The sequence below is a fragment of the Pseudomonas lutea genome, from assembly GCF_000759445.1.
In the GTDB taxonomy this organism is placed as follows: domain Bacteria; phylum Pseudomonadota; class Gammaproteobacteria; order Pseudomonadales; family Pseudomonadaceae; genus Aquipseudomonas; species Aquipseudomonas lutea.
In genome coordinates this window covers 398,867-417,065 of the sequence record NZ_JRMB01000003.1, presented here as the reverse complement: position 1 = coordinate 417,065, position 18,199 = coordinate 398,867, and the positions used below count along the sequence as shown (strand labels likewise).

The window sequence follows — 18,199 nt, the reverse complement described above, 5'->3', positions numbered from 1 at the left end:
TGGTGATAAAACTGGAGCAATGTTTGCAAGCACATAGAGCACTTGCAAGTACCCAGGCGAAAAGCTCGGAAAGCTGACGCGTCGCGTGTGGCGCAAAGCTACCCGAATGCAGGCAGCAGGGCAAACCGTTCAGCCCGATAGCGCTGGCACTTCGCCATGAATCGGTGGCATGCTAGCCGCCTTTTGCGCACCGGGCTTATAGTGCGTCTCACGTATGTTGATTCAGTCCAGCAGTCAGGATCACAGCTTGTTCACACAGCCCCCTATTTCACCCCCGCGCCCACCCGATAGCGCGACGACCGTGTCTATAAAAGGCTCGCTCAGGGGTGCGCTTGCGGTGTTGGTACTTCTGATGTTGATGCTGCTTTTATGGCAGATGATTGATCAGTACCAGCAGTCCCGTGAGCGTCAGCATCAGCGCTCGATTGACTACAGCACGCAGATCGCCGATCGGGTGAGCCTGAACATGGCTCTGAATGCGCAGGTCGCGCTGAATCTGCTGGACGATGCGCGCGATACAGCGCCTGCTGCCGAGGAGGCCGTGGCACTGTTGGCCAATCTGCGCCAGGCGATGCCTTCGTTGAAGAGTATTGTCTGGCTCGACATCGACGGGAATATCAGCGCCGACAGCGAAAGCGAGCCGCGAGATGTCGGCTTTTTGACTCAAATGCATTCGGTCATTCAGGGTCATCCGTACTTCTATGCCAATGAACCGGGCGCCTCGACGTTTTATTTGTTCGTTCGCCAACCCGGCGCCGGTAATGAGCGTTACTGGGCATTGCGGCTCAAGCCCGAAATTCTCAAAGCCCTGACACGCCTTAGCGAGCAAGAATTCCATCCCGCATGGCAATTGGAAAACGGCGGCGATCACTCCGCCATTTACAAAAAGCTGCCCGAATCCGATCAATCAAAAGACGCTCCGTTGGAGACGGTCCTGCTGCAGCCCCTGACCAACAGCGATTGGCAACTGCGCGGGCTTTATGACCCGCAGAAAGCCCGCCAGACGCTGCTCTTTCCCTTGATAGGAAAATGCCTGCTTGCCCTGCTCTGCTCCATCGTCCCGCTGTTTGCGTTGCGCAGCCTGCGCCGCCGTCAGTTGCAGTTGCACGACAGTCGTCGCCGTTATCAGGACATTTTCGAAGGCACCGGCGTTGCGCTTTGCGTGCTCGACTTGTCAGGATTGCCGGCATACCTCAAGCACCTGCAGGTGCACAGCAGTGAGGAACTCAACGCACGCCTGACCCGCCAGCCCGAGCAGATCACTGACCTGATCCATCAATTGCGCATCACCGAAGTCAATCAGGTTGCGGCGCAGCTGCTGCGCGCCGAGTCTGCACACCAGGTATGGCAGCAGCTCATAGAAGGTTGCCCCCGTAACAGCCAGGGCATAGGCCTGCAGATTTTGCACGCTGTCCTCGACGGCCAGCGTCAGTTGGAACTCGAGATTCTGATACCGGGTGCTGAAGCGAGCGACCAGCACCTGTGGCTGGTCATGCGCCTGCCCGAGCAACCCGAAGATTTCAAAGCCGTCATCCTCAGCATCAGCGACTTCACTAACCGCAAGCAGGCCGAGCTCTCATTGCAAGAACGTGAACGGTTCTGGTCGGACGTCGTTCGCACCGTACCCGACCATCTTTACGTGAAGGACGCGTTCAATCAGCGAATGATTTACAGCAATCATCACCTCGGCCGTACGCTGGGCTACAGCGATGCCGAGCTGGCCGAGATGGGCGAGTACTTCTGGGAGACGCTCCTGCACCCGGACGATATCGGGGTATACGAACAACTGCGCCAGGCGCACAGCGGGCATGGCGTCAGCGAGATGACCCAATGCCACTTGCGGTTCCGCGATCGACAGGATAACTGGCGGCAGCTGGACATCCGCGAGCAGGCGCTCGTCACCGAACACGACGGGCAGGTTCGGCGCATCGTCGGCGTTGCCAAGGACATCACTTACCAGGTAGAGGCCAGCCAGTCCCTGCGCGAAAGCGAGCAGCGCTACCGGATGCTGGCCGAAAGCATCAGCGACGTGATTTTCTCCACCGATCGCCATTTGCAGGCCAATTATTTCAGTCCGTCGGTCAACACAGTGCTGGGCTACAGCGGCGAATGGATCATGCAGCACGGCTGGAAGGGGATCATTGCCAATCCCCAGCAACTCAGCAGCTTCATGGCATTGCTGCGTCGCATCGGCAAGGCGCTCGACAACCCTGAGGCGCTGGCCGACCTGCGCCGTGAGATCACCACTCAGTTGTTTATGTTCGACTGCCTGCGTGCTGATGGCCGCAAGATTCCCGTGGAATTGCGGCTGGTGCTGGTGTGGCACGAGTCGGGAACCTTTGAGGGTGTACTTGGCGTCGGTCGGGATGTCAGTCAACAACGCCGTGCTGAAAAAGACCTGCGCATGGCGGCCACGGTATTCGAACATTCAACGTCGGCCATTCTGATCACGGACCCTGCGGGCTACATCGTGCAGGCCAACGATGCATTCACCCGGGTCAGCGGCTATGCCGTGGCGCAGGTGGTGGATCAGTTGCCGATGATGCTGACCGTAGAGAACCAACAGGGCGCTCATCTGGGTTACATCCTCAAGCAACTGAGCCAGCGCGGCAGCTGGGAGGGTGAATTGTGGCTCAAGCGTCGCGCTGGAGAACACTTCCCGGCGTGGGTCGGGATTACCGCCGTGCTTGATGACGAGGGCGATCTGGCCAGCTACGTGTGTTTTTTCAGCGACATCAGTGAGCGCAAGGCCAGCGAGCAGCGCATTCACCGGCTGGCTTATTACGACGCATTGACCCACCTGCCTAATCGGACGCTGTTCCAGGACCGCCTGCACACCGCGTTGCAACACGCCGAGCGCCAACAGGCGTGGGTGCCGCTGATGTTCCTGGACCTGGACCGTTTCAAACCGATCAATGACTCCCTGGGGCACGCCGCAGGCGACCGCATGCTCAAGGAGATGGCGACGCGTCTGCTCGCCTGCGTCACCGACGATGACACCGTCGCGCGCATGGGTGGCGACGAGTTCACGCTGTTGCTGCAACCCCGCGCCACGCAACAGGCGGCGTTGAACCGTGCCATTCATGTGGCCGAGCAGATTCTCGCTAGTTTGGTGACACCCTTCGTGCTGGAGGGCCGGGAGTTTTTTGTCACTGCCAGTATCGGCATTGCGTTGAGCCCGCAGGACGGCAATGAGCTCAGTCAACTGATGAAGAACGCCGACACGGCGATGTACCACGCCAAAGAGCGCGGCAAGAACAATTTCCAGTTCTACCAGACCGACATGAACGCCAGCGCCCTTGAGCGTCTGGAGCTTGAGAGCGACTTGCGTCACGCCCTGGAGCAGGGCGAGTTCACGCTGTATTACCAGCCGCAATTCAGTGGCGACGGCAAGCGTCTGACGGGCGCCGAAGCGTTGCTGCGTTGGCGTCACCCTCGACGTGGCCTGGTGCCGCCGGGGGATTTCATCCCGGTGCTCGAAGAGCTGGGTCTGGTGGTGGAAGTCGGTGAGTGGGTCCTCAAGGAAGCCTGCCGCCAGCTGCGTGAGTGGCATCTGGCCCGGGTTCGGGTGCCTAAGGTGTCGGTCAACATCTCCGCGCGGCAGTTCTCCGACGGTCAACTGGGCACCCGTATTGCCAGCATTCTTGAGGAGATAGGCCTGCCACCCGCTTGCCTTGAGCTGGAGCTGACCGAGAGCATTCTGATGCGCGAAGTGAGCGAGGCGATGCACATTCTGGCCGGCCTTAAGCGGCTGGGGTTGAGCATTGCGGTCGACGACTTCGGCACGGGCTACTCGTCCCTGAACTACCTCAAGCAGTTCCCCATCGACGTGCTGAAGATCGACCGCACATTCGTCGACGGCCTGCCATCCGGCGAGCAGGATGCCCAGATCGCCAGAGCGATCATCGCCATGGCCCATAGCCTCAACCTGGCGGTCATTGCCGAAGGCGTCGAAACTCAGGAGCAACTGGAGTTCCTGCGCGAACACGGCTGTGACGAAGTTCAAGGCTATTTGTTTGGCCGCCCGATGCCGGCGACTCGGTTCGAGGCGCAGTTCAGCAACGACGCACTGTTTATGCTGGATTAATAGCAAGCGAGCTTTAAGCGGCAAGCTGCGAGCTGCAAGCTGAAGCGATCGCCTTGAACTTGCGGCTTGTAGCTCGCGGCTTAATGCCTGCCGCTCATCACGCACATGACCTGCTTTCATATGCCAGATAAAACCCGATGGGTTAGAATGCCCCCCTTTTCTACTGCCCGATCCCCGAGGACCGCCATGTTCAGCCGTAATTTGACCATCGCCAAGTACGACTCCGACCTGTACGCCGCTATGGAGCAGGAAGCCAAGCGTCAGGAAGATCACATCGAACTGATCGCCTCGGAGAACTACACCAGCCCGGCTGTCATGGAAGCCCAAGGCTCGGTTCTCACCAACAAGTACGCCGAAGGCTACCCGGGCAAGCGTTACTACGGCGGCTGCGAATACGTCGATATCGTCGAGCAGCTGGCTATCGACCGCGCCAAGCAACTGTTCGGCGCCGATTACGCCAACGTCCAGCCACACGCCGGTTCGCAAGCCAACAGCGCGGTGTATCTGGCGCTGCTCAATGCCGGCGATACCATTCTGGGCATGAGTCTGGCCCACGGCGGTCACTTGACCCACGGCGCCAGCGTCTCTTCCTCGGGCAAACTGTACAACGCTGTTCAGTACGGCATCGACGGTAATGGCTTGATCGACTACGACGAAGTCGAGCGCCTCGCGGTTGAGCACAAGCCCAAGATGATCGTTGCCGGTTTCTCTGCCTACTCGCAGATCCTCGATTTCCCGCGCTTCCGCGCCATCGCTGACAAAGTCGGCGCCTACCTGTTCGTCGACATGGCCCACGTTGCCGGTCTGGTGGCTGCGGGTGTTTACCCGAACCCGGTTCCATTCGCCGATGTCGTGACGACCACCACCCACAAAACACTGCGCGGCCCACGCGGCGGCCTGATCCTGGCGCGCGCAAACGCCGAAATCGAGAAGAAGCTGAACTCCGCCGTCTTCCCGGGCGGTCAGGGCGGTCCTCTGGAACATGTCATCGCAGCCAAGGCGATCTGCTTCAAGGAAGCGCTGCAACCCGAGTTCAAGACCTATCAGGAGCAAGTGGTGAAAAACGCCAAGGCCATGGCCGGCGTATTCATCGAGCGCGGTTTCGACGTGGTGTCGGGCGGCACCGAAAACCATCTGTTCCTGCTGTCGCTGATCAAGCAGGACATTTCCGGCAAAGACGCTGACGCCGCATTGGGTAAAGCGTTCATCACCGTGAACAAGAACTCGGTGCCCAATGATCCACGCTCCCCGTTCGTCACCTCCGGCCTGCGCTTCGGTACTCCGGCCGTTACCACTCGCGGCTTCAAGGAAGCTGAGTGCAAGGAACTCGCAGGCTGGATCTGCGACATCCTCGACGACCTGAACAACGAGGCCGTCATTAACGGCGTGCGTGAAAAGGTGCAGGCCATCTGCGCCAAGCTGCCGGTTTACGGCGCTTGATAGCGGTTGCTTGATATGAAAAAGCCCGGCTTCTTAGCCGGGCTTTTTTATACTTTTATGGTTAAAGGAGCACGCTTGCCCGCGAATTCGGAGTGTCAGTCACTCTAGACGACCCTGACCCACCACATTCGCCAGCAAGCCGGCTCCTACAGTCAGGCGGTGCGTCAACTCAAGATGAAAGTCATCAGCACGCGCTGCTTTAATCTGCCGCCACCTGCGCAAACCCCGCCCGGATCTTCTCCTCCGGCAGTTCATCGGCGATGAACACGATAACGCTCTCACGCTTTTCGCCTTCCGCCCATTCAACGTCGAAATCAAATCCGTAAAGCTTCAAAACCCCTTGAAACACTAGCTTGCGATCTTCGCCGGCGATGTTCAGTACGCCTTTGTAGCGCAGCAGTTGTTTGCCGTGTTCTTCGAGCAGCTCGTTCATGAAGGTGCTGAGCTTGTCGATATCAAGCGGCTGGTCACTGCGCAGCACCAGGCTACTGATGCGGTCGATAGAGCGGCCCGCTGGAGCGGCCGGGCGCAAGGTCATGCCGCCGACGTCTGCGTTGAGGTTGAAGCCGCGTACATCGAGGAGTTCGGCCAGGTCGATCTTGCCGTGCTCCACCACGCGGATCGGCGCGCGACGGTTGATCCGAGTCAGTCGCTCGCTCAGTGCTTTGAACGTCGCCGCATCCACCAGATCGGTCTTGCTCACCAGCAGGCGATCAGCGAAGCCAATCTGCGCCTGGGCGATGGTCTGTTCCAGATGCGTGTCGGCGTTGGCGGCGTCGACCAAGGTGATAATGCCGTCGAGGATATAGCGTTCGCGCAGCTCTTCGTCGATGAAGAATGTCTGCGCAACCGGTGCGGGGTCTGCCAGGCCGGTGCACTCGATCACCAGCCGGTCGAATGCGATTTCACCGGTGTCCAGGCGCTCCAGCAGCAGGTAAAGAGCCTTGGTGAGGTCAGTGTGAATGGTGCAGCAGACGCAGCCGTTGGACAGGGTCATGACCTGCACGGGTTCGTCACCCAGCAATTGGGTATCTATGCCGGCATCACTGAATTCGTTCTCGATGACGGCGATTTTCAGGCCGTGCTCTTCTTTGAGCAGATGACGCAGCAAGGTGGTTTTGCCCGCACCAAGAAAGCCGCTGAGGATTGTGACGGGGATAGCGTGTAAAGCGGTCATGCGTTCTCCTGGGGTGCCACTGCTCAAGCTGTAAGAGCGCGCTTGCCCGCGAATGCGATCCGTCTGCACCCTCTTCGGAAACAGGTGAACCACATTCGCGGGCAAGCGCGCTCCTACAAGATGGAACGTTTGCCAGCCAAAATTGTCAGACGCAAACGCGCCACGACTGGCGTGGCGCATTATTAAAGCAGGCGTTGCAGGGGTCACCTGTTTAGCAACACTTGGGGCCACCCTTCCCGCCGTAACGCGCGTCCTGACGCTCCCGGAAGAACATCTCGTAGCTCATCACCGGCTTGTCCGGGTGGGTCTTCTGCATATGTTCAACGTAGTTGTCGTAGTCGGGCATGCCCACCATCAGCCGTGCGGCCTGGCCGAGGTATTTGCCGAGCTTGCTGAGGTCATTGAACATACGCAGCGCTCCAGTCGATCAATGGGTTTCGGGGAATGCCTGGAAAGGCGATTCCTTGTCCGTACGTTCTTTCTTCACCCACGCCACACGACCGACCTTCACCGCGTAGAACAGAATGCTCAGCACCACAAACAGGAACAGCGTGGTCAGGACGGCGTTGGTGTAAGCGTTGAAGATCACGTGCTGCATCTGATCCATGGTCTTGGCCGGCGCCAGGACCTGACCGGCGTCGGCCGCGGCACTGTACTTCTTCGCCAGCGCCAGAAAGCCGACCGCAGGGCTTGGGTCGAACAGCTTGATGAAGCCCGCCGTTACAGTGCAGATCAACAGCCAGGACGCCGGCAGAATGGTCACCCACACATACTGCTGACGCTTCATTTTGATCAGCACAACGGTCGCCAGCATCAGCGCGATCCCCGCCAGCATCTGGTTGGAGATACCGAACAGCGGCCAGAGCGTGTTGATACCACCCAGTGGGTCGATTACGCCCTGATACAACAGATAGCCCCAGAGCGCGACGCAACCACCAGTACCGATAGCGTTGGCGGTCCAGGATTCAGTGCGTTTGAGCGCAGGCACGAAACTGCCCAGCAGGTCCTGCAGCATAAAGCGGCCCGCGCGCGTACCGGCGTCGACTGCGGTCAGGATGAACAGTGCCTCAAACAGAATTGCGAAGTGGTACCAGAACGCCATGGTGTTCTGACCCGGGAATGCCTGATGCAGGATTTGCGCAATGCCCACTGCCAGGGTCGGTGCGCCGCCAGCACGGGCCAGCACGGTGTTTTCGCCGATGTCCTTCGCCACGGCAGTCAACTGATCCGGTGTAATCAGGAAGCCCCAGCTGCTGACCATTTGTGCCACCGAGTTAACGTCGGTGCCGACGATGGCCGCCGGGCTGTTCATCGCAAAGTACACGCCCGGTTCGATGACCGAGGCCGCGACCATGGCCATGATCGCCACAAAGGACTCCATCAGCATGCCGCCGTAGCCGATGTAGCGGGCGTTGACTTCGTTGTCCAGCAGCTTCGGCGTGGTGCCCGAGGAGATCAGGGCGTGGAAACCGGATACAGCGCCGCACGCGATGGTGATGAACAGGAACGGGAACAGCGTGCCTTTCCAGACCGGACCTGTGCCGTCAGTGAACTGGGTCAGCGCAGGCATTTTCAGCTCGGGCGCCAGAATCAGGATGCCGATGGCCAGCGCAACGATGGTGCCGATTTTGAGGAAGGTGGACAGGTAGTCCCGAGGCGCCAGCACCAGCCAGACCGGCAGCATGGCTGCCACGAATCCATAGCCAACCAGCATCCATGTGATTTGCACGCCGGTGAACGTGAACATCGGCGCCCATTCAGGACTCGCCGCCACAAGACCGCCGACCCAGATCGACAGCAGCAATAGCACCACGCCCACAACCGAGATTTCGCCGATGCGGCCCGGGCGGATGTAACGCATGTAGATGCCCATGAACATCGCGATCGGGATTGTCGCCATGACTGTGAACATGCCCCATGGGCTCTCGGCCAGTGCCTTGACGACGATCAGCGCCAGCACCGCGAGGATGATGATCATGATCAGGAAGCAGCCGAACAAGGCGATGGTGCCGGGAATGCGGCCCATTTCTTCGCGAACCATGTCGCCCAGCGAGCGGCCGTTGCGGCGGGTCGACAGGAACAGAATCATGAAGTCCTGAACCGCACCCGCCAGCACCACACCGGCGATTAGCCAGAGGGTACCGGGCAAGTAGCCCATCTGCGCAGCCAGGACCGGGCCCACCAGCGGCCCCGCGCCAGCAATGGCGGCAAAGTGGTGGCCGAACAGAATGTGTTTATTGGTGGGAACGTAGTCGAGCCCGTCGTTTTTGAGTACCGCAGGCGTTGCCCGGGTCGGGTCGAGTTGCATGACCTTGGTTGCAATGAACAGGCTGTAATAGCGATAAGCGACCAGATAAATGGCCACCGCGGCAACCACAATCCAGAGTGCATTGATCGCCTCCCCGCGACGCAATGCAACCACTCCCAGGGCCCAGGCCCCAAGGATTGCAACAAATAGCCAGGGCACGTGGCGCATCAGACCATTATTGTTTTTCATTTTTTTGTTTCCAACTGAGTGGACTTATTGTTGTTCAGCAAGCGGAGTTTAGCGCCGCCGGAGCGAAAGGCTACCCCCACGATGGTCTAGCGCGATATTTGTCCTATAGTCAACGCAGCGGGCGCTCGAGGCGCTAAGGAGTAGCTGTGTAATGACCGATACCCATGAAGAACGTCGTCGTTTTAAACGCATCGCATTCGATGCCAAAACCGAGCTCAGCCAGGGTGATCGAACCTGGACGGTTCACTTGATCGACTTGTCGTTGAAAGGGCTGCTGATTGAAAAGCCATCGCTTTGGGAGGGTGATCCCGGCGAACGCTTCCAGGCTGACATTCACTTGAACGTGGACATCGATGTGCGGATGCAGGTGCGCCTGACCCATGATGATCACAATCATCTAGGGTTCGTCTGCGAAAACATCGAGCTCGACTCCGTCACGCATTTGCGGCGGCTGGTCGAGCTCAATATTGCTGATCACGATGAGCTGGAGCGTGAACTCGGGGCGCTTATCGACGTGTAGCGTCGTCAGTTATTCGAACAATGCGTCGAGCGCCTGATCCAGTCGGGTCACGCCGATCACGGTCAGGCCAGGAGGCGACTCTTTCGGCGCATTGCCCTTGGGCACGATGGCGCGCTTGAACCCGTGCTTGGCGGCTTCCTTGAGCCGTTCCTGGCCACTGGGCACCGGCCGCACTTCACCCGAGAGGCCAACCTCGCCGAATACCAGCAAGTCACCCGGCAACGCGCGGTTGCGCAAGCTGGACATGACTGCGGCCATCAACGCCAGGTCGGAGGCCGTTTCCAGCACCTTGACCCCGCCGACCACGTTCAGGAACACATCCTGGTCGTGGGTCGGGATCCCGCCATGTCGGTGCAGGACGGCGAGCAACATCGCGAGCCGGTTTTGGTCCAGCCCTAAGGTGACGCGACGCGGGTTGGACAAGTGGCTGTCGTCGACCAGCGCCTGCACTTCCACCAGCATCGGTCGTGTGCCTTCCCAAGTGGCCATGACCACGCTGCCGGCGACTTCTTCCTGGGCGCGGGTGAGAAAGATTGCAGAGGGGTTCGAGACTTCTTTCAGGCCCTTGTCGGTCATGCCGAAGACGCCCAGTTCGTTGACGGCGCCGAAGCGGTTTTTGACGGCGCGCAACAAGCGCAGTCGGCCATCGGACTCGCCTTCGAAATACAACACGGTATCAACCATGTGCTCCAGAACGCGCGGTCCAGCCAGGGCGCCCTCCTTGGTCACGTGTCCGACCAGGAAGATCGCCGTGCCACTCTGTTTGGCGTAACGCACCAGCAACGCCGCGCTTTCACGAACCTGCGAGACGCCACCGGGCGCCGATTGCAGCTGTTCGGTGAAGATGGTCTGGATCGAATCGATGACCATGACTTTGGGCTGCTCGATACGGGCAGTGGCGATGATGGTCTCGATGCAGGTCTCGGTCATGACCCGCAGCTTGTCCTGGGGCAGGCCCAGACGCCGCGCGCGCATCGCCACTTGCTGCTGCGATTCTTCGCCGGTGACGTACAACGCCGGCATGCGCTCGGCGATGGCGCAGAGTGTTTGCAAGAGAATGGTCGACTTGCCAATGCCAGGGTCACCGCCGATCAGCACCACCGAACCGTCCACCAGGCCGCCGCCGAGCACGCGGTCCAGCTCAGCCGAGTTGGTGGTGAAACGAGGTATTTCCTCAACGCTGACTTCAGCCAGGGTTTTGATCTGCGCCTGTTGGCCGGTCCAGCCCGAGCGTCCGCTGGGCGCCGCTGCCGTGCTGTTATCGATGACCGTTTCAACGAGGGTGTTCCAGGCACCGCATTCGCTGCACTGGCCCGCCCACTTGGGAAACGTCGAGCCGCACTCGGTGCAGCCGTACATGCGTTTGGCCTTGGCCATGACACCCCCGATGTAAAAAGGAGGCAATCATAACCGATGCACCCACTCACTGCGCACGACGCGGGCCGGGTCCTGTCGGCCTGCACGCTTTTGGAGGATTGAATAAAACTAACCGGTCAGAACCCGGTCGATTGCATGGATTAAGCGAGATGCAGCTAGCTGACTTACACTGCATTTACCACTCTCATCTGTAACAAAGGAATACATCCATGAGCGTACTAAGCGAGTTCAAAGCCTTTGCCGTAAAAGGGAACGTCGTCGACATGGCCGTCGGCATCATCATCGGCGCGGCTTTCGGCAAGATCGTTTCGTCGTTCGTCGGCGATGTAATCATGCCGCCCCTCGGGTTGCTGATCGGCGGCGTGGACTTTAGTGATCTGGCAGTGGTGCTGAGGCCGGCAGAAGGCGCGGCGCCTGCTGTGGTACTGGCCTACGGCAAGTTCATCCAGACCGTGATCGATTTCATCATCGTGGCATTTGCGATCTTCATGGGCGTGAAGGCCATCAATCGCCTGAAGCGCGAAGAGGCCAAGGCACCCACCCTGCCGCCAACGCCGACTAAAGAAGAGGTGCTGTTGGGCGAAATTCGTGACCTGCTCAAAGAGCAAAACAGCATGCCGGCTGCGCCGATGCCTGTGAGCCCTGATCGGTTCGTCTGAAGCCTGCACACCAGTGGCAGAAGTGAGCTTGCTCGCGAAAACGGCCCTGAAACCGCTGAAGACGAGCGGATACAGTCAGTTTTCTTGCCGAGCGAGCTCGCATCCACTGGGGGGTTGCACAACCGCGCTGCAGAGCCGTCTACCAGTAATTTTCCACCGCAATCTGACCCGGCTTGCGCGTCAACGCCAGGCGCATGTCACGGGTTTTGAGCACCGCGCGAGTGTCCTCGATCATCTGCGGGTTACCACAGATCATGACCCTTGAGTACTCGGGGGACAGGGTGACGCCTGCCGCCCTTTCCAGTTCGCCATTGTCGATCAGTGTGGTGATTCGCCCGCCGAGGGCACCCGGATGAGCCTCCCGCGTTACCGTCGGGATGAACCGGAACTTGTGCGCGTACTCGGCCAGGTATTCGCGCTGCGTCAGTTCGGCAATCAATCGCTGATACGCCAGTTCCTGCGACTCTCGAACGCTGTAGACCAGAATGATCCGCTCGAATTTTTCCCAGACCTCGAAGTCCTGCAGGATCGACAGAAATGGCGCCACCCCTGTACCGGTCGACAACATCCATAGATCCCGCCCGTCGGTGAAGCGATCCAGGGTCAGATAACCGGTTGCCTGCTTTTCCACCATCAGCGTGTCACCTTGACGAAGGCGGCTTAGCTCGCTGGTGAATTCGCCGCCAGGGACCACAATGGAGAAGAATTCGAGGAACTCATCGAATGGCGAGGAGACCACCGAATACGCACGCCAGACCGTGGTGCCGTCAGGCTTGGTCACGCCCAGTCGCACGAATTGACCCGCGGTGAAGCGGAAGCCGGCATCGCGCGTCGTGCGGAAGGTAAACAGACTGGGCGTCAGCGGCGTCACGTCCAGCAGCGTTTGCCGGGTAAATTTCTCTGCACTGGCACTCATGGGGCGCTCCTGGCTCCTGTCTCGCAATAAGGGTGCTCAGTGTCCCGCAAACACGACGAGATAAACACCGCAGGTTTGTAGTGATATCCGAAGCCAGAGGCCGGTTTTTTAGAGCATTTCGCTATCGGGATTATCGCGAAGCGCCCGATGCGCGCGCGACAGATCAGCGCAACGCGTTGTTTTTGGAGGTATTTGGGGAAGAGCTCGCCCAGTAGCGAGGTCTTGCCAATCGTCGGCGGTCAATAATGTTGCCCGCGCTTTCCCTAGACTGGGATCAGGACATTCACATTTACCATGGAGGTAAACGATGGAAGCTCTCGATCCTGAAAATGACGGCATGCTTACGTCGCGGCCCATCATCTATAAGGGGCTTTCTGAACGACAGGTGGAGGTTTTGAAATGGTCTGCCGAGGGGAAAACAGCCGCTGAGGTGGGCATCATCCTTGGGCTAAAGCAACGCACCGTCAACTTCCATGTCGGCGTCGCCATTCGCAAGATTGGCGTCAGCAACAAGATTCAGGCCGTGGTCAAGGCAGCGTTGAGCGGGGCGTTCTAGCACCACGTCGGAGCAGGGCGAAAAGGTCGGTGCGCAGGGTTGAAAAACACGTAAAATCGCCGGCTTTGCGCGCCCGACGCCATCGGGACGTGCGTAACGCCTGTCGATACGCCGATTGCGCCTTAACGACTGGAATCGCTTCGCCCATGCCATTGCTTACCACGCCTTTCGCCGAGCTCGACCTTATCCGCCAGCCGGAGCAGTCGGACGAGCCCCTGCAGGCTTTTGACGCTGCTGACGAATACCTCCTCAACCACGTGGCTGAACAGGGCGTAACGCTGCAGACACGGGTGCTGGTGCTCAATGACAGCTTTGGTGCGCTGGCAGCCAGCCTTGCGCCTCACGCTGCAGTGGTCAGCAGCACGGATTCGTACCTGGCCGTCCAGGCGCTGGAAAAGAATCTGGTGCGCAACGGCCAGGCTTACGATGCGGTACCAGTCATTGCCGCCAGTGCGCCTCTGGAAGGGCCGTTCGACTGGGTACTGATTCGTGTGCCGAAAACTCTGGCCTTGCTTGAAGAGCAGCTCATCCGTTTGCAGGGACAGCTGGCGCTAGGTGCCAGGGTCGTCGCTGCCGGGATGATCAAGCACCTGCCTCGCTCGGCGGGAGAATTGATGGAGGAATATATCGGCCCGGTTCAAGCCTCGCTTGCGGTGAAAAAGGCGCGCCTGCTGATATGTACCCCCGAATCAAAAGCCTTTCAGGCCTCGCCCTACCCCACCCGCTATACGCTGGACGAACCCAGAATCGAGTTGGTCAATCATGCCAACGTCTTCTGCCGCGACGGGCTGGACATCGGCACTCGGGCGTTTTTGCCGTACCTGCCCAAGGGCCTGGGGACCGCGCGGGTTGCAGACCTTGGTTGCGGCAACGGGGTGCTCGCCATCGCCAGCGCGCTGGCCAACCCGGACGCGCAGTACACGCTGGTCGACGAGTCGTTCATGGCCGTGCAGTCAGCGCAGGAGAACTGGGCGTTGGCGCTCGGGGAGCGTCCGGCAACGATTCAAGCGGGCGACGGCCTGGCGGCGCAAGAGCCGGACTCGCTGGACGTTGTCCTGTGCAACCCGCCGTTTCACCAGCAACAGGTCGTGGGCGACTTCCTGGCGTGGCGTATGTTTCAGCAGGCGCGGTCAGCCCTTGTCACCGGCGGCGCGCTGTACATCGTCGGCAATCGCCATCTCGGGTATCACAGCAAACTAGCCCGTTTGTTTCGAGGTGTGGAGCAAGTGGCTGCAACGCCGAAATTCGTGATCCTCAAAGCGCGTAAATAGGCAATGGGTGGCGAAACCGCTAACGCCCGGGCGTAAGCTTCACGGCACGCCCGAGACCTGTAGGAGCGCGCTTGCCCGCGAATGCGGTGGGTCAGGTTGCATCCATGATGGCTGGCGATGCACCTTCGCGAGCAAGCTCACTCCCACAAATGGACTGCAATGAATGTCGCGGATCTGCGGCGGACGCGAGACCTGTAGGAGCGCGCTTGCCCGCGAACGCGGTGGGTCAGGTTGCGTCCATGGCGACTGGAAAGACGCTTTCGCAGGCAAGCACGCTCCTACAAATGGACTGCAGTGAATGTCGGGGATTTGCGGCGGACGCGAGACCTGTAGGAGCGCGCTTGCCCGCGAACGCGGTGGGTCAGATTGCATCCCTGGCGACTGAAAAGACGCTTTCGCGGGCAAGCGCGCTCCTACAATGGATTTGGGTCAATCCCCGGATCCACTGCAGCAACATCCTGCAAATGGATTTGGGTAAATGCCCCGGAGTCGCCGCAGACACGAGACCTGTAGGAGCGCGCTTGCCCGCGAATGCGGTGGGTCAGGCTGCATCCATGGTGGCTGGCGATACACGTTCGCGAGCAAGCTCACTCCCACAATGGATTCCGTGGCACCCACCCCCGGATCTGCGGCAGCACACAGACCTGGATGCCCCAGGCGGGTGGCGCCTCCGAACGCCCGCCCATGAAAAAACCCGCCGCAGCGGGTTTATATCAAACGCAAGGCTCAATGAGACTTCATGCCTGCCGCTGTCATGAACATGCGCAGCAGCATGGCGAAGACCGCCAGCGCCAACACGCTGCCGGTCCAGATGACCAGCAGCCATCCGATGCGCTGCCACAGAGGCTTGTTACGCGCCGGATCTACTTCACGCTGGCGTTCGTGTTCATGCTGGAAAGACTCTTTACCGGACATTGCTCAATCCTCTTTTCCGCATGCCGGCTCCGGCAATTAACCGGAGCCGCTGCCTGCTAGTGATAGCCGTGTTCGTGGGTGACTTTGCCTCGGAATACGTAGTAGCTCCAGAAGGTGTAACCCATGATCAACGGAATGATGAACAGCGTACCGACCAGCATGAAGCCCTGACTCTGAGGCGGCGACGCAGCTGCCCAGATCGACACTGAAGGCGGGATGATGTTTGGCCACAAGCTGATGCCCAAGCCGCTGTAGCCCAGGAAAATCAGCACCAGCGTCAGCAGGAACGGCGTGTAGTTGGCGTTGCGTGCCACGGCCTTGAACAGGCCATACATGGTCAACACCACCAGCGCCGGCACCGGCATGAACCAGAACAGGTTCGGCAGCGTGAACCAGCGATCCGCAATGTCCTGATGCGCCAACGGCGTCCACAGGCTGACAATCGCCATCACCACCAGCGTTGCGATGGCCAGCGGACGCGCCAGATCGTGCATGGCTTTCTGCAACGCACCTTCGGTCTTCATGATCAGCCAAGTGCAACCCAGCAATGCGTACGCCACGATCAATGCCAGACCACAAAAGAGCGAAAACGGAGTCAGCCAGTCCAGCCCTCCCCCGGCATAGGCACGGTCAACCACCGGGATGCCGTCGATGTAGGCACCCAATGCCACGCCCTGAAAGAAGGTCGCAACCAGCGAGCCGCCGATGAACGCCTTGTCCCACAAGTGACGTTTGATGTCAGTGGCCTTGAACCGAAATTCGAAAGCCACGCCGCGGAAAATCAGGCCAATCAACATAAAGATCAACGGCAGGTAGAGCGCCTCTAGCACAACCGAGTACGCCAGGGGGAACGCACCGAACAAGCCGGCGCCACCCAGCACCAGCCAGGTTTCGTTACCGTCCCAGACTGGCGCGACGGTGTTCATCATCACGTCGCGGTCCGTCTTGTCCTTCATAAACGGGAACAGTATCCCGATGCCCAGATCGAAGCCGTCCATGATGACGTACATCATGACGCCGAAGATGATGATCACGGCCCAGATCAGTGGAAGATCGATACCCATGGCTCAATTCCCTTCAGTGAGACTGTCTTTGCGGTTGTCTGTGCTGCTTTCATCAGCAGCAGAGAGAGGACGCGCCGGCGTGCGTTTCTGACCCGGTCCGCCGTACGTTGCGTTATCGCCTTCCTGAGTCTTCGGCCCTTTGCGAACCAGTCGCATCATGTAACCGAAGCCTGTGCCAAAAAGCAGGAAATACACCACGACGAACAACACAAGAGTAATGGTCAGTTGCTCCACACTGTGCCGTGAAGCGGCGTTGGCCGTGCGCATCAGGCCATACACCACCCACGGCTGGCGCCCGATCTCAGTGGTGAACCACCCTGCCAATATGGCGATCAGCCCCGCGGGTCCCATGCACATCACCAGTCGCAGGAACCAGCGATTGGTGTACAGCCCGCCGCGCCAGCGCAGCCATGCACTCCACAGACCCACTGCGATCATCAGCAAGCCCAGTGCCACCATCACGCGGAACGACCAGAAGACGATCAGCGAGTTGGGACGGTCCTCAGGCGGAAAGGACTTCAGCGCCGGGATCTGCTTGTCCAGGCTGTGGGTCAGGATCAGGCTGCCGAGGTAAGGAATCTCGACCGCATACTTGGTCCGCTCCTCTTTCATGTCCGGGATACCGAAAAGAATCAGCGGGGTCGGTTCGTCACCGACGTTTTCCCAGTGCCCTTCGATGGCCGCGATCTTCGCTGGCTGATGCTCAAGGGTGTTCAGACCATGGGCGTCACCGACCATCGCCTGGATCGGCGCAACGATCAACGCCATCCACATGGCCATCGACAGCATTTTGCGGATGGCCGGGTTGTCACGGCCGCGCAGCAAGTGCCAGGCCGCCGAGGCGCCAACGAAGAACGCCGTGGCGACAAACGCAGCAATCGCCATGTGGGTCAGGCGATAAGGGAAGGAAGGGTTGAAAATCACCGCGAACCAGTCGACCGGGATGATACGCCCGTCGACGATGTCGTAGCCTTGCGGCGTCTGCATCCAGCTGTTGGAGGCCAGGATCCAGAAGGTCGAAATCAGCGTGCCCACCGCAACCATGGCGGTGGCAAAAAAGTGCAGGCCGCGGCCGACCCGGTTCCAGCCGAACAACATCACTCCGAGGAATCCTGCTTCAAGGAAGAAGGCGGTCAACACCTCGTACGTGAGTAACGGGCCGGTCACTGCGCCGGCGAAATCGGTGAACCGACTCCAGTTGGTACCGAACTCGTAAGCCATGACCAGCCCGGAAACGACACCCATGCCGAAGTTGACGGCAAAGATCTTTGACCAGAAGTGATAAAGGTCACGGTAGGTGTTGTCGTGGGTCTTGAGCCACAAGCCTTCAAGCACGGCAAGAAAGCTCGCCAGACCGATGGTGATCGCGGGGAAAAGGATGTGGAACGAAACCGTAAACGCAAACTGGATTCGGGCGAGATCGAGCGCCTCTAAGCCGAACATAGGTCTTCCTCTGTCAGGTGGAACTGGCTTCAGACTCGGGGCCTGCAGCGAGTGCCCCCACGGTGTATTGAGTACGACGTTTTGCGTTTGTTCTTTTTGATCACGCGGTCGGGTCGCAACGCAGGGGGATGCGTCAGGCGGCGAGTCAATCAATACCGGCTAGCGTATTGATCCAGGTCAGCTGACATGGAAAGAGTAGTCCCATTTCGGCGCCTGCTCTGCGTGGTCTTTTGTCGCGTGGCGAGTTGTCTCACCTGAAAAGGGAGAGCAGCGGCTG

Annotated in this window: 14 protein-coding genes; 6 read left to right on the top strand and 8 right to left on the bottom strand. The window is 59.5% G+C overall.

The window, feature by feature from the left end; translation table 11 throughout:
* Positions 1–265 precede the first annotated feature (265 nt).
* Entirely contained in the window at positions 266–4,087 is a 3,822-nt protein-coding gene (locus LT42_RS22675; protein WP_037018588.1) for a sensor domain-containing protein, read from the top strand.
* A 186-nt stretch (positions 4,088–4,273) separates the two neighbouring features.
* Positions 4,274–5,527: a serine hydroxymethyltransferase gene (glyA, locus tag LT42_RS22670; RefSeq protein ID WP_037018463.1), complete on the top strand. Its 1,254-nt coding sequence runs from the start codon at positions 4,274–4,276 to the stop codon at positions 5,525–5,527.
* A 199-nt stretch (positions 5,528–5,726) separates the two neighbouring features.
* On the opposite strand, the gene yjiA is transcribed toward glyA, so the two are convergent.
* The 3 genes from yjiA to LT42_RS22655 form a co-directional block, all read right to left on the bottom strand.
* Positions 5,727–6,704, bottom strand: a complete 978-nt coding sequence (gene yjiA, locus LT42_RS22665; RefSeq protein ID WP_037018461.1) for a GTPase — start codon at positions 6,702–6,704, stop codon at positions 5,727–5,729.
* A gap of 211 nt (positions 6,705–6,915) precedes the next feature.
* Positions 6,916–7,113 (bottom strand): YbdD/YjiX family protein, encoded by a 198-nt coding sequence (locus LT42_RS22660; protein ID WP_037018459.1) that lies wholly within the window; start codon positions 7,111–7,113, stop codon positions 6,916–6,918.
* Between the two features lie 18 nt (positions 7,114–7,131).
* Positions 7,132–9,201: a carbon starvation CstA family protein gene (locus tag LT42_RS22655; protein ID WP_037018457.1), complete on the bottom strand. Its 2,070-nt coding sequence runs from the start codon at positions 9,199–9,201 to the stop codon at positions 7,132–7,134.
* 151 nt (positions 9,202–9,352) lie between these two features.
* Between LT42_RS22655 and LT42_RS22650 the strand changes: the two genes are divergently transcribed.
* Positions 9,353–9,721, top strand: coding sequence for a PilZ domain-containing protein (locus LT42_RS22650; RefSeq protein WP_037018454.1), 369 nt, complete (start codon positions 9,353–9,355; stop codon positions 9,719–9,721).
* 9 nt (positions 9,722–9,730) lie between these two features.
* Here the strand turns inward: LT42_RS22650 and radA are convergent, their stop codons facing one another.
* Positions 9,731–11,098, bottom strand: a complete 1,368-nt coding sequence (gene radA, locus LT42_RS22645; RefSeq protein WP_037018451.1) for a DNA repair protein RadA — start codon at positions 11,096–11,098, stop codon at positions 9,731–9,733.
* A 209-nt stretch (positions 11,099–11,307) separates the two neighbouring features.
* Here radA and mscL point away from each other — a divergent pair, with 209 nt between their 5' ends.
* The gene (mscL, locus tag LT42_RS22640) at positions 11,308–11,757 is read left to right on the top strand and encodes a large-conductance mechanosensitive channel protein MscL (protein ID WP_037018449.1); all 450 of its coding nucleotides are present in this window, start codon (positions 11,308–11,310) and stop codon (positions 11,755–11,757) included.
* Between the two features lie 139 nt (positions 11,758–11,896).
* Here the strand turns inward: mscL and LT42_RS22635 are convergent, their stop codons facing one another.
* Positions 11,897–12,673, bottom strand: a complete 777-nt coding sequence (locus tag LT42_RS22635) for a ferredoxin--NADP reductase (protein WP_037018446.1) — start codon at positions 12,671–12,673, stop codon at positions 11,897–11,899.
* A 307-nt stretch (positions 12,674–12,980) separates the two neighbouring features.
* On the opposite strand from LT42_RS22635, the gene LT42_RS22630 reads away from it, so the two are divergent.
* Positions 12,981–13,229 carry a helix-turn-helix domain-containing protein gene (locus tag LT42_RS22630; RefSeq protein WP_052075371.1) on the top strand — a complete coding sequence of 83 codons (249 nt, stop codon included), beginning with the start codon at positions 12,981–12,983 and terminating at the stop codon, positions 13,227–13,229.
* A gap of 146 nt (positions 13,230–13,375) precedes the next feature.
* Positions 13,376–14,500: a methyltransferase gene (locus LT42_RS22625; RefSeq protein ID WP_037018444.1), complete on the top strand. Its 1,125-nt coding sequence runs from the start codon at positions 13,376–13,378 to the stop codon at positions 14,498–14,500.
* 726 nt (positions 14,501–15,226) lie between these two features.
* Here LT42_RS22625 and LT42_RS22620 read toward each other — a convergent pair.
* From LT42_RS22620 to LT42_RS22610, 3 genes are read right to left on the bottom strand one after another with little or no spacing between them, the layout of a single operon-like run.
* Positions 15,227–15,415, bottom strand: coding sequence for a DUF2474 domain-containing protein (locus LT42_RS22620; protein ID WP_037018441.1), 189 nt, complete (start codon positions 15,413–15,415; stop codon positions 15,227–15,229).
* 56 nt (positions 15,416–15,471) lie between these two features.
* Positions 15,472–16,479, bottom strand: a complete 1,008-nt coding sequence (gene cydB, locus LT42_RS22615) for a cytochrome d ubiquinol oxidase subunit II (RefSeq protein ID WP_037018438.1) — start codon at positions 16,477–16,479, stop codon at positions 15,472–15,474.
* A gap of 3 nt (positions 16,480–16,482) precedes the next feature.
* Positions 16,483–17,922, bottom strand: a complete 1,440-nt coding sequence (locus tag LT42_RS22610; protein ID WP_037018436.1) for a cytochrome ubiquinol oxidase subunit I — start codon at positions 17,920–17,922, stop codon at positions 16,483–16,485.
* Between the last annotated feature and the right edge of the window lie 277 nt (positions 17,923–18,199).

Coding starts and splice junctions, on each gene's coding strand:
- glyA (WP_037018463.1), top strand. CDS start 4,274: ATGTTCAGCCGTAATTTGACCATCGCCAAGTACGACTCCGACCTGTAC.
- yjiA (WP_037018461.1), bottom strand. CDS start 6,704: ATGACCGCTTTACACGCTATCCCCGTCACAATCCTCAGCGGCTTTCTT.
- LT42_RS22660 (WP_037018459.1), bottom strand. CDS start 7,113: ATGTTCAATGACCTCAGCAAGCTCGGCAAATACCTCGGCCAGGCCGCA.
- LT42_RS22655 (WP_037018457.1), bottom strand. CDS start 9,201: ATGAAAAACAATAATGGTCTGATGCGCCACGTGCCCTGGCTATTTGTT.
- LT42_RS22650 (WP_037018454.1), top strand. CDS start 9,353: ATGACCGATACCCATGAAGAACGTCGTCGTTTTAAACGCATCGCATTC.
- radA (WP_037018451.1), bottom strand. CDS start 11,098: ATGGCCAAGGCCAAACGCATGTACGGCTGCACCGAGTGCGGCTCGACG.
- mscL (WP_037018449.1), top strand. CDS start 11,308: ATGAGCGTACTAAGCGAGTTCAAAGCCTTTGCCGTAAAAGGGAACGTC.
- LT42_RS22635 (WP_037018446.1), bottom strand. CDS start 12,673: ATGAGTGCCAGTGCAGAGAAATTTACCCGGCAAACGCTGCTGGACGTG.
- LT42_RS22630 (WP_052075371.1), top strand. CDS start 12,981: ATGGAAGCTCTCGATCCTGAAAATGACGGCATGCTTACGTCGCGGCCC.
- LT42_RS22625 (WP_037018444.1), top strand. CDS start 13,376: ATGCCATTGCTTACCACGCCTTTCGCCGAGCTCGACCTTATCCGCCAG.
- LT42_RS22620 (WP_037018441.1), bottom strand. CDS start 15,415: ATGTCCGGTAAAGAGTCTTTCCAGCATGAACACGAACGCCAGCGTGAA.
- cydB (WP_037018438.1), bottom strand. CDS start 16,479: ATGGGTATCGATCTTCCACTGATCTGGGCCGTGATCATCATCTTCGGC.
- LT42_RS22610 (WP_037018436.1), bottom strand. CDS start 17,922: ATGTTCGGCTTAGAGGCGCTCGATCTCGCCCGAATCCAGTTTGCGTTT.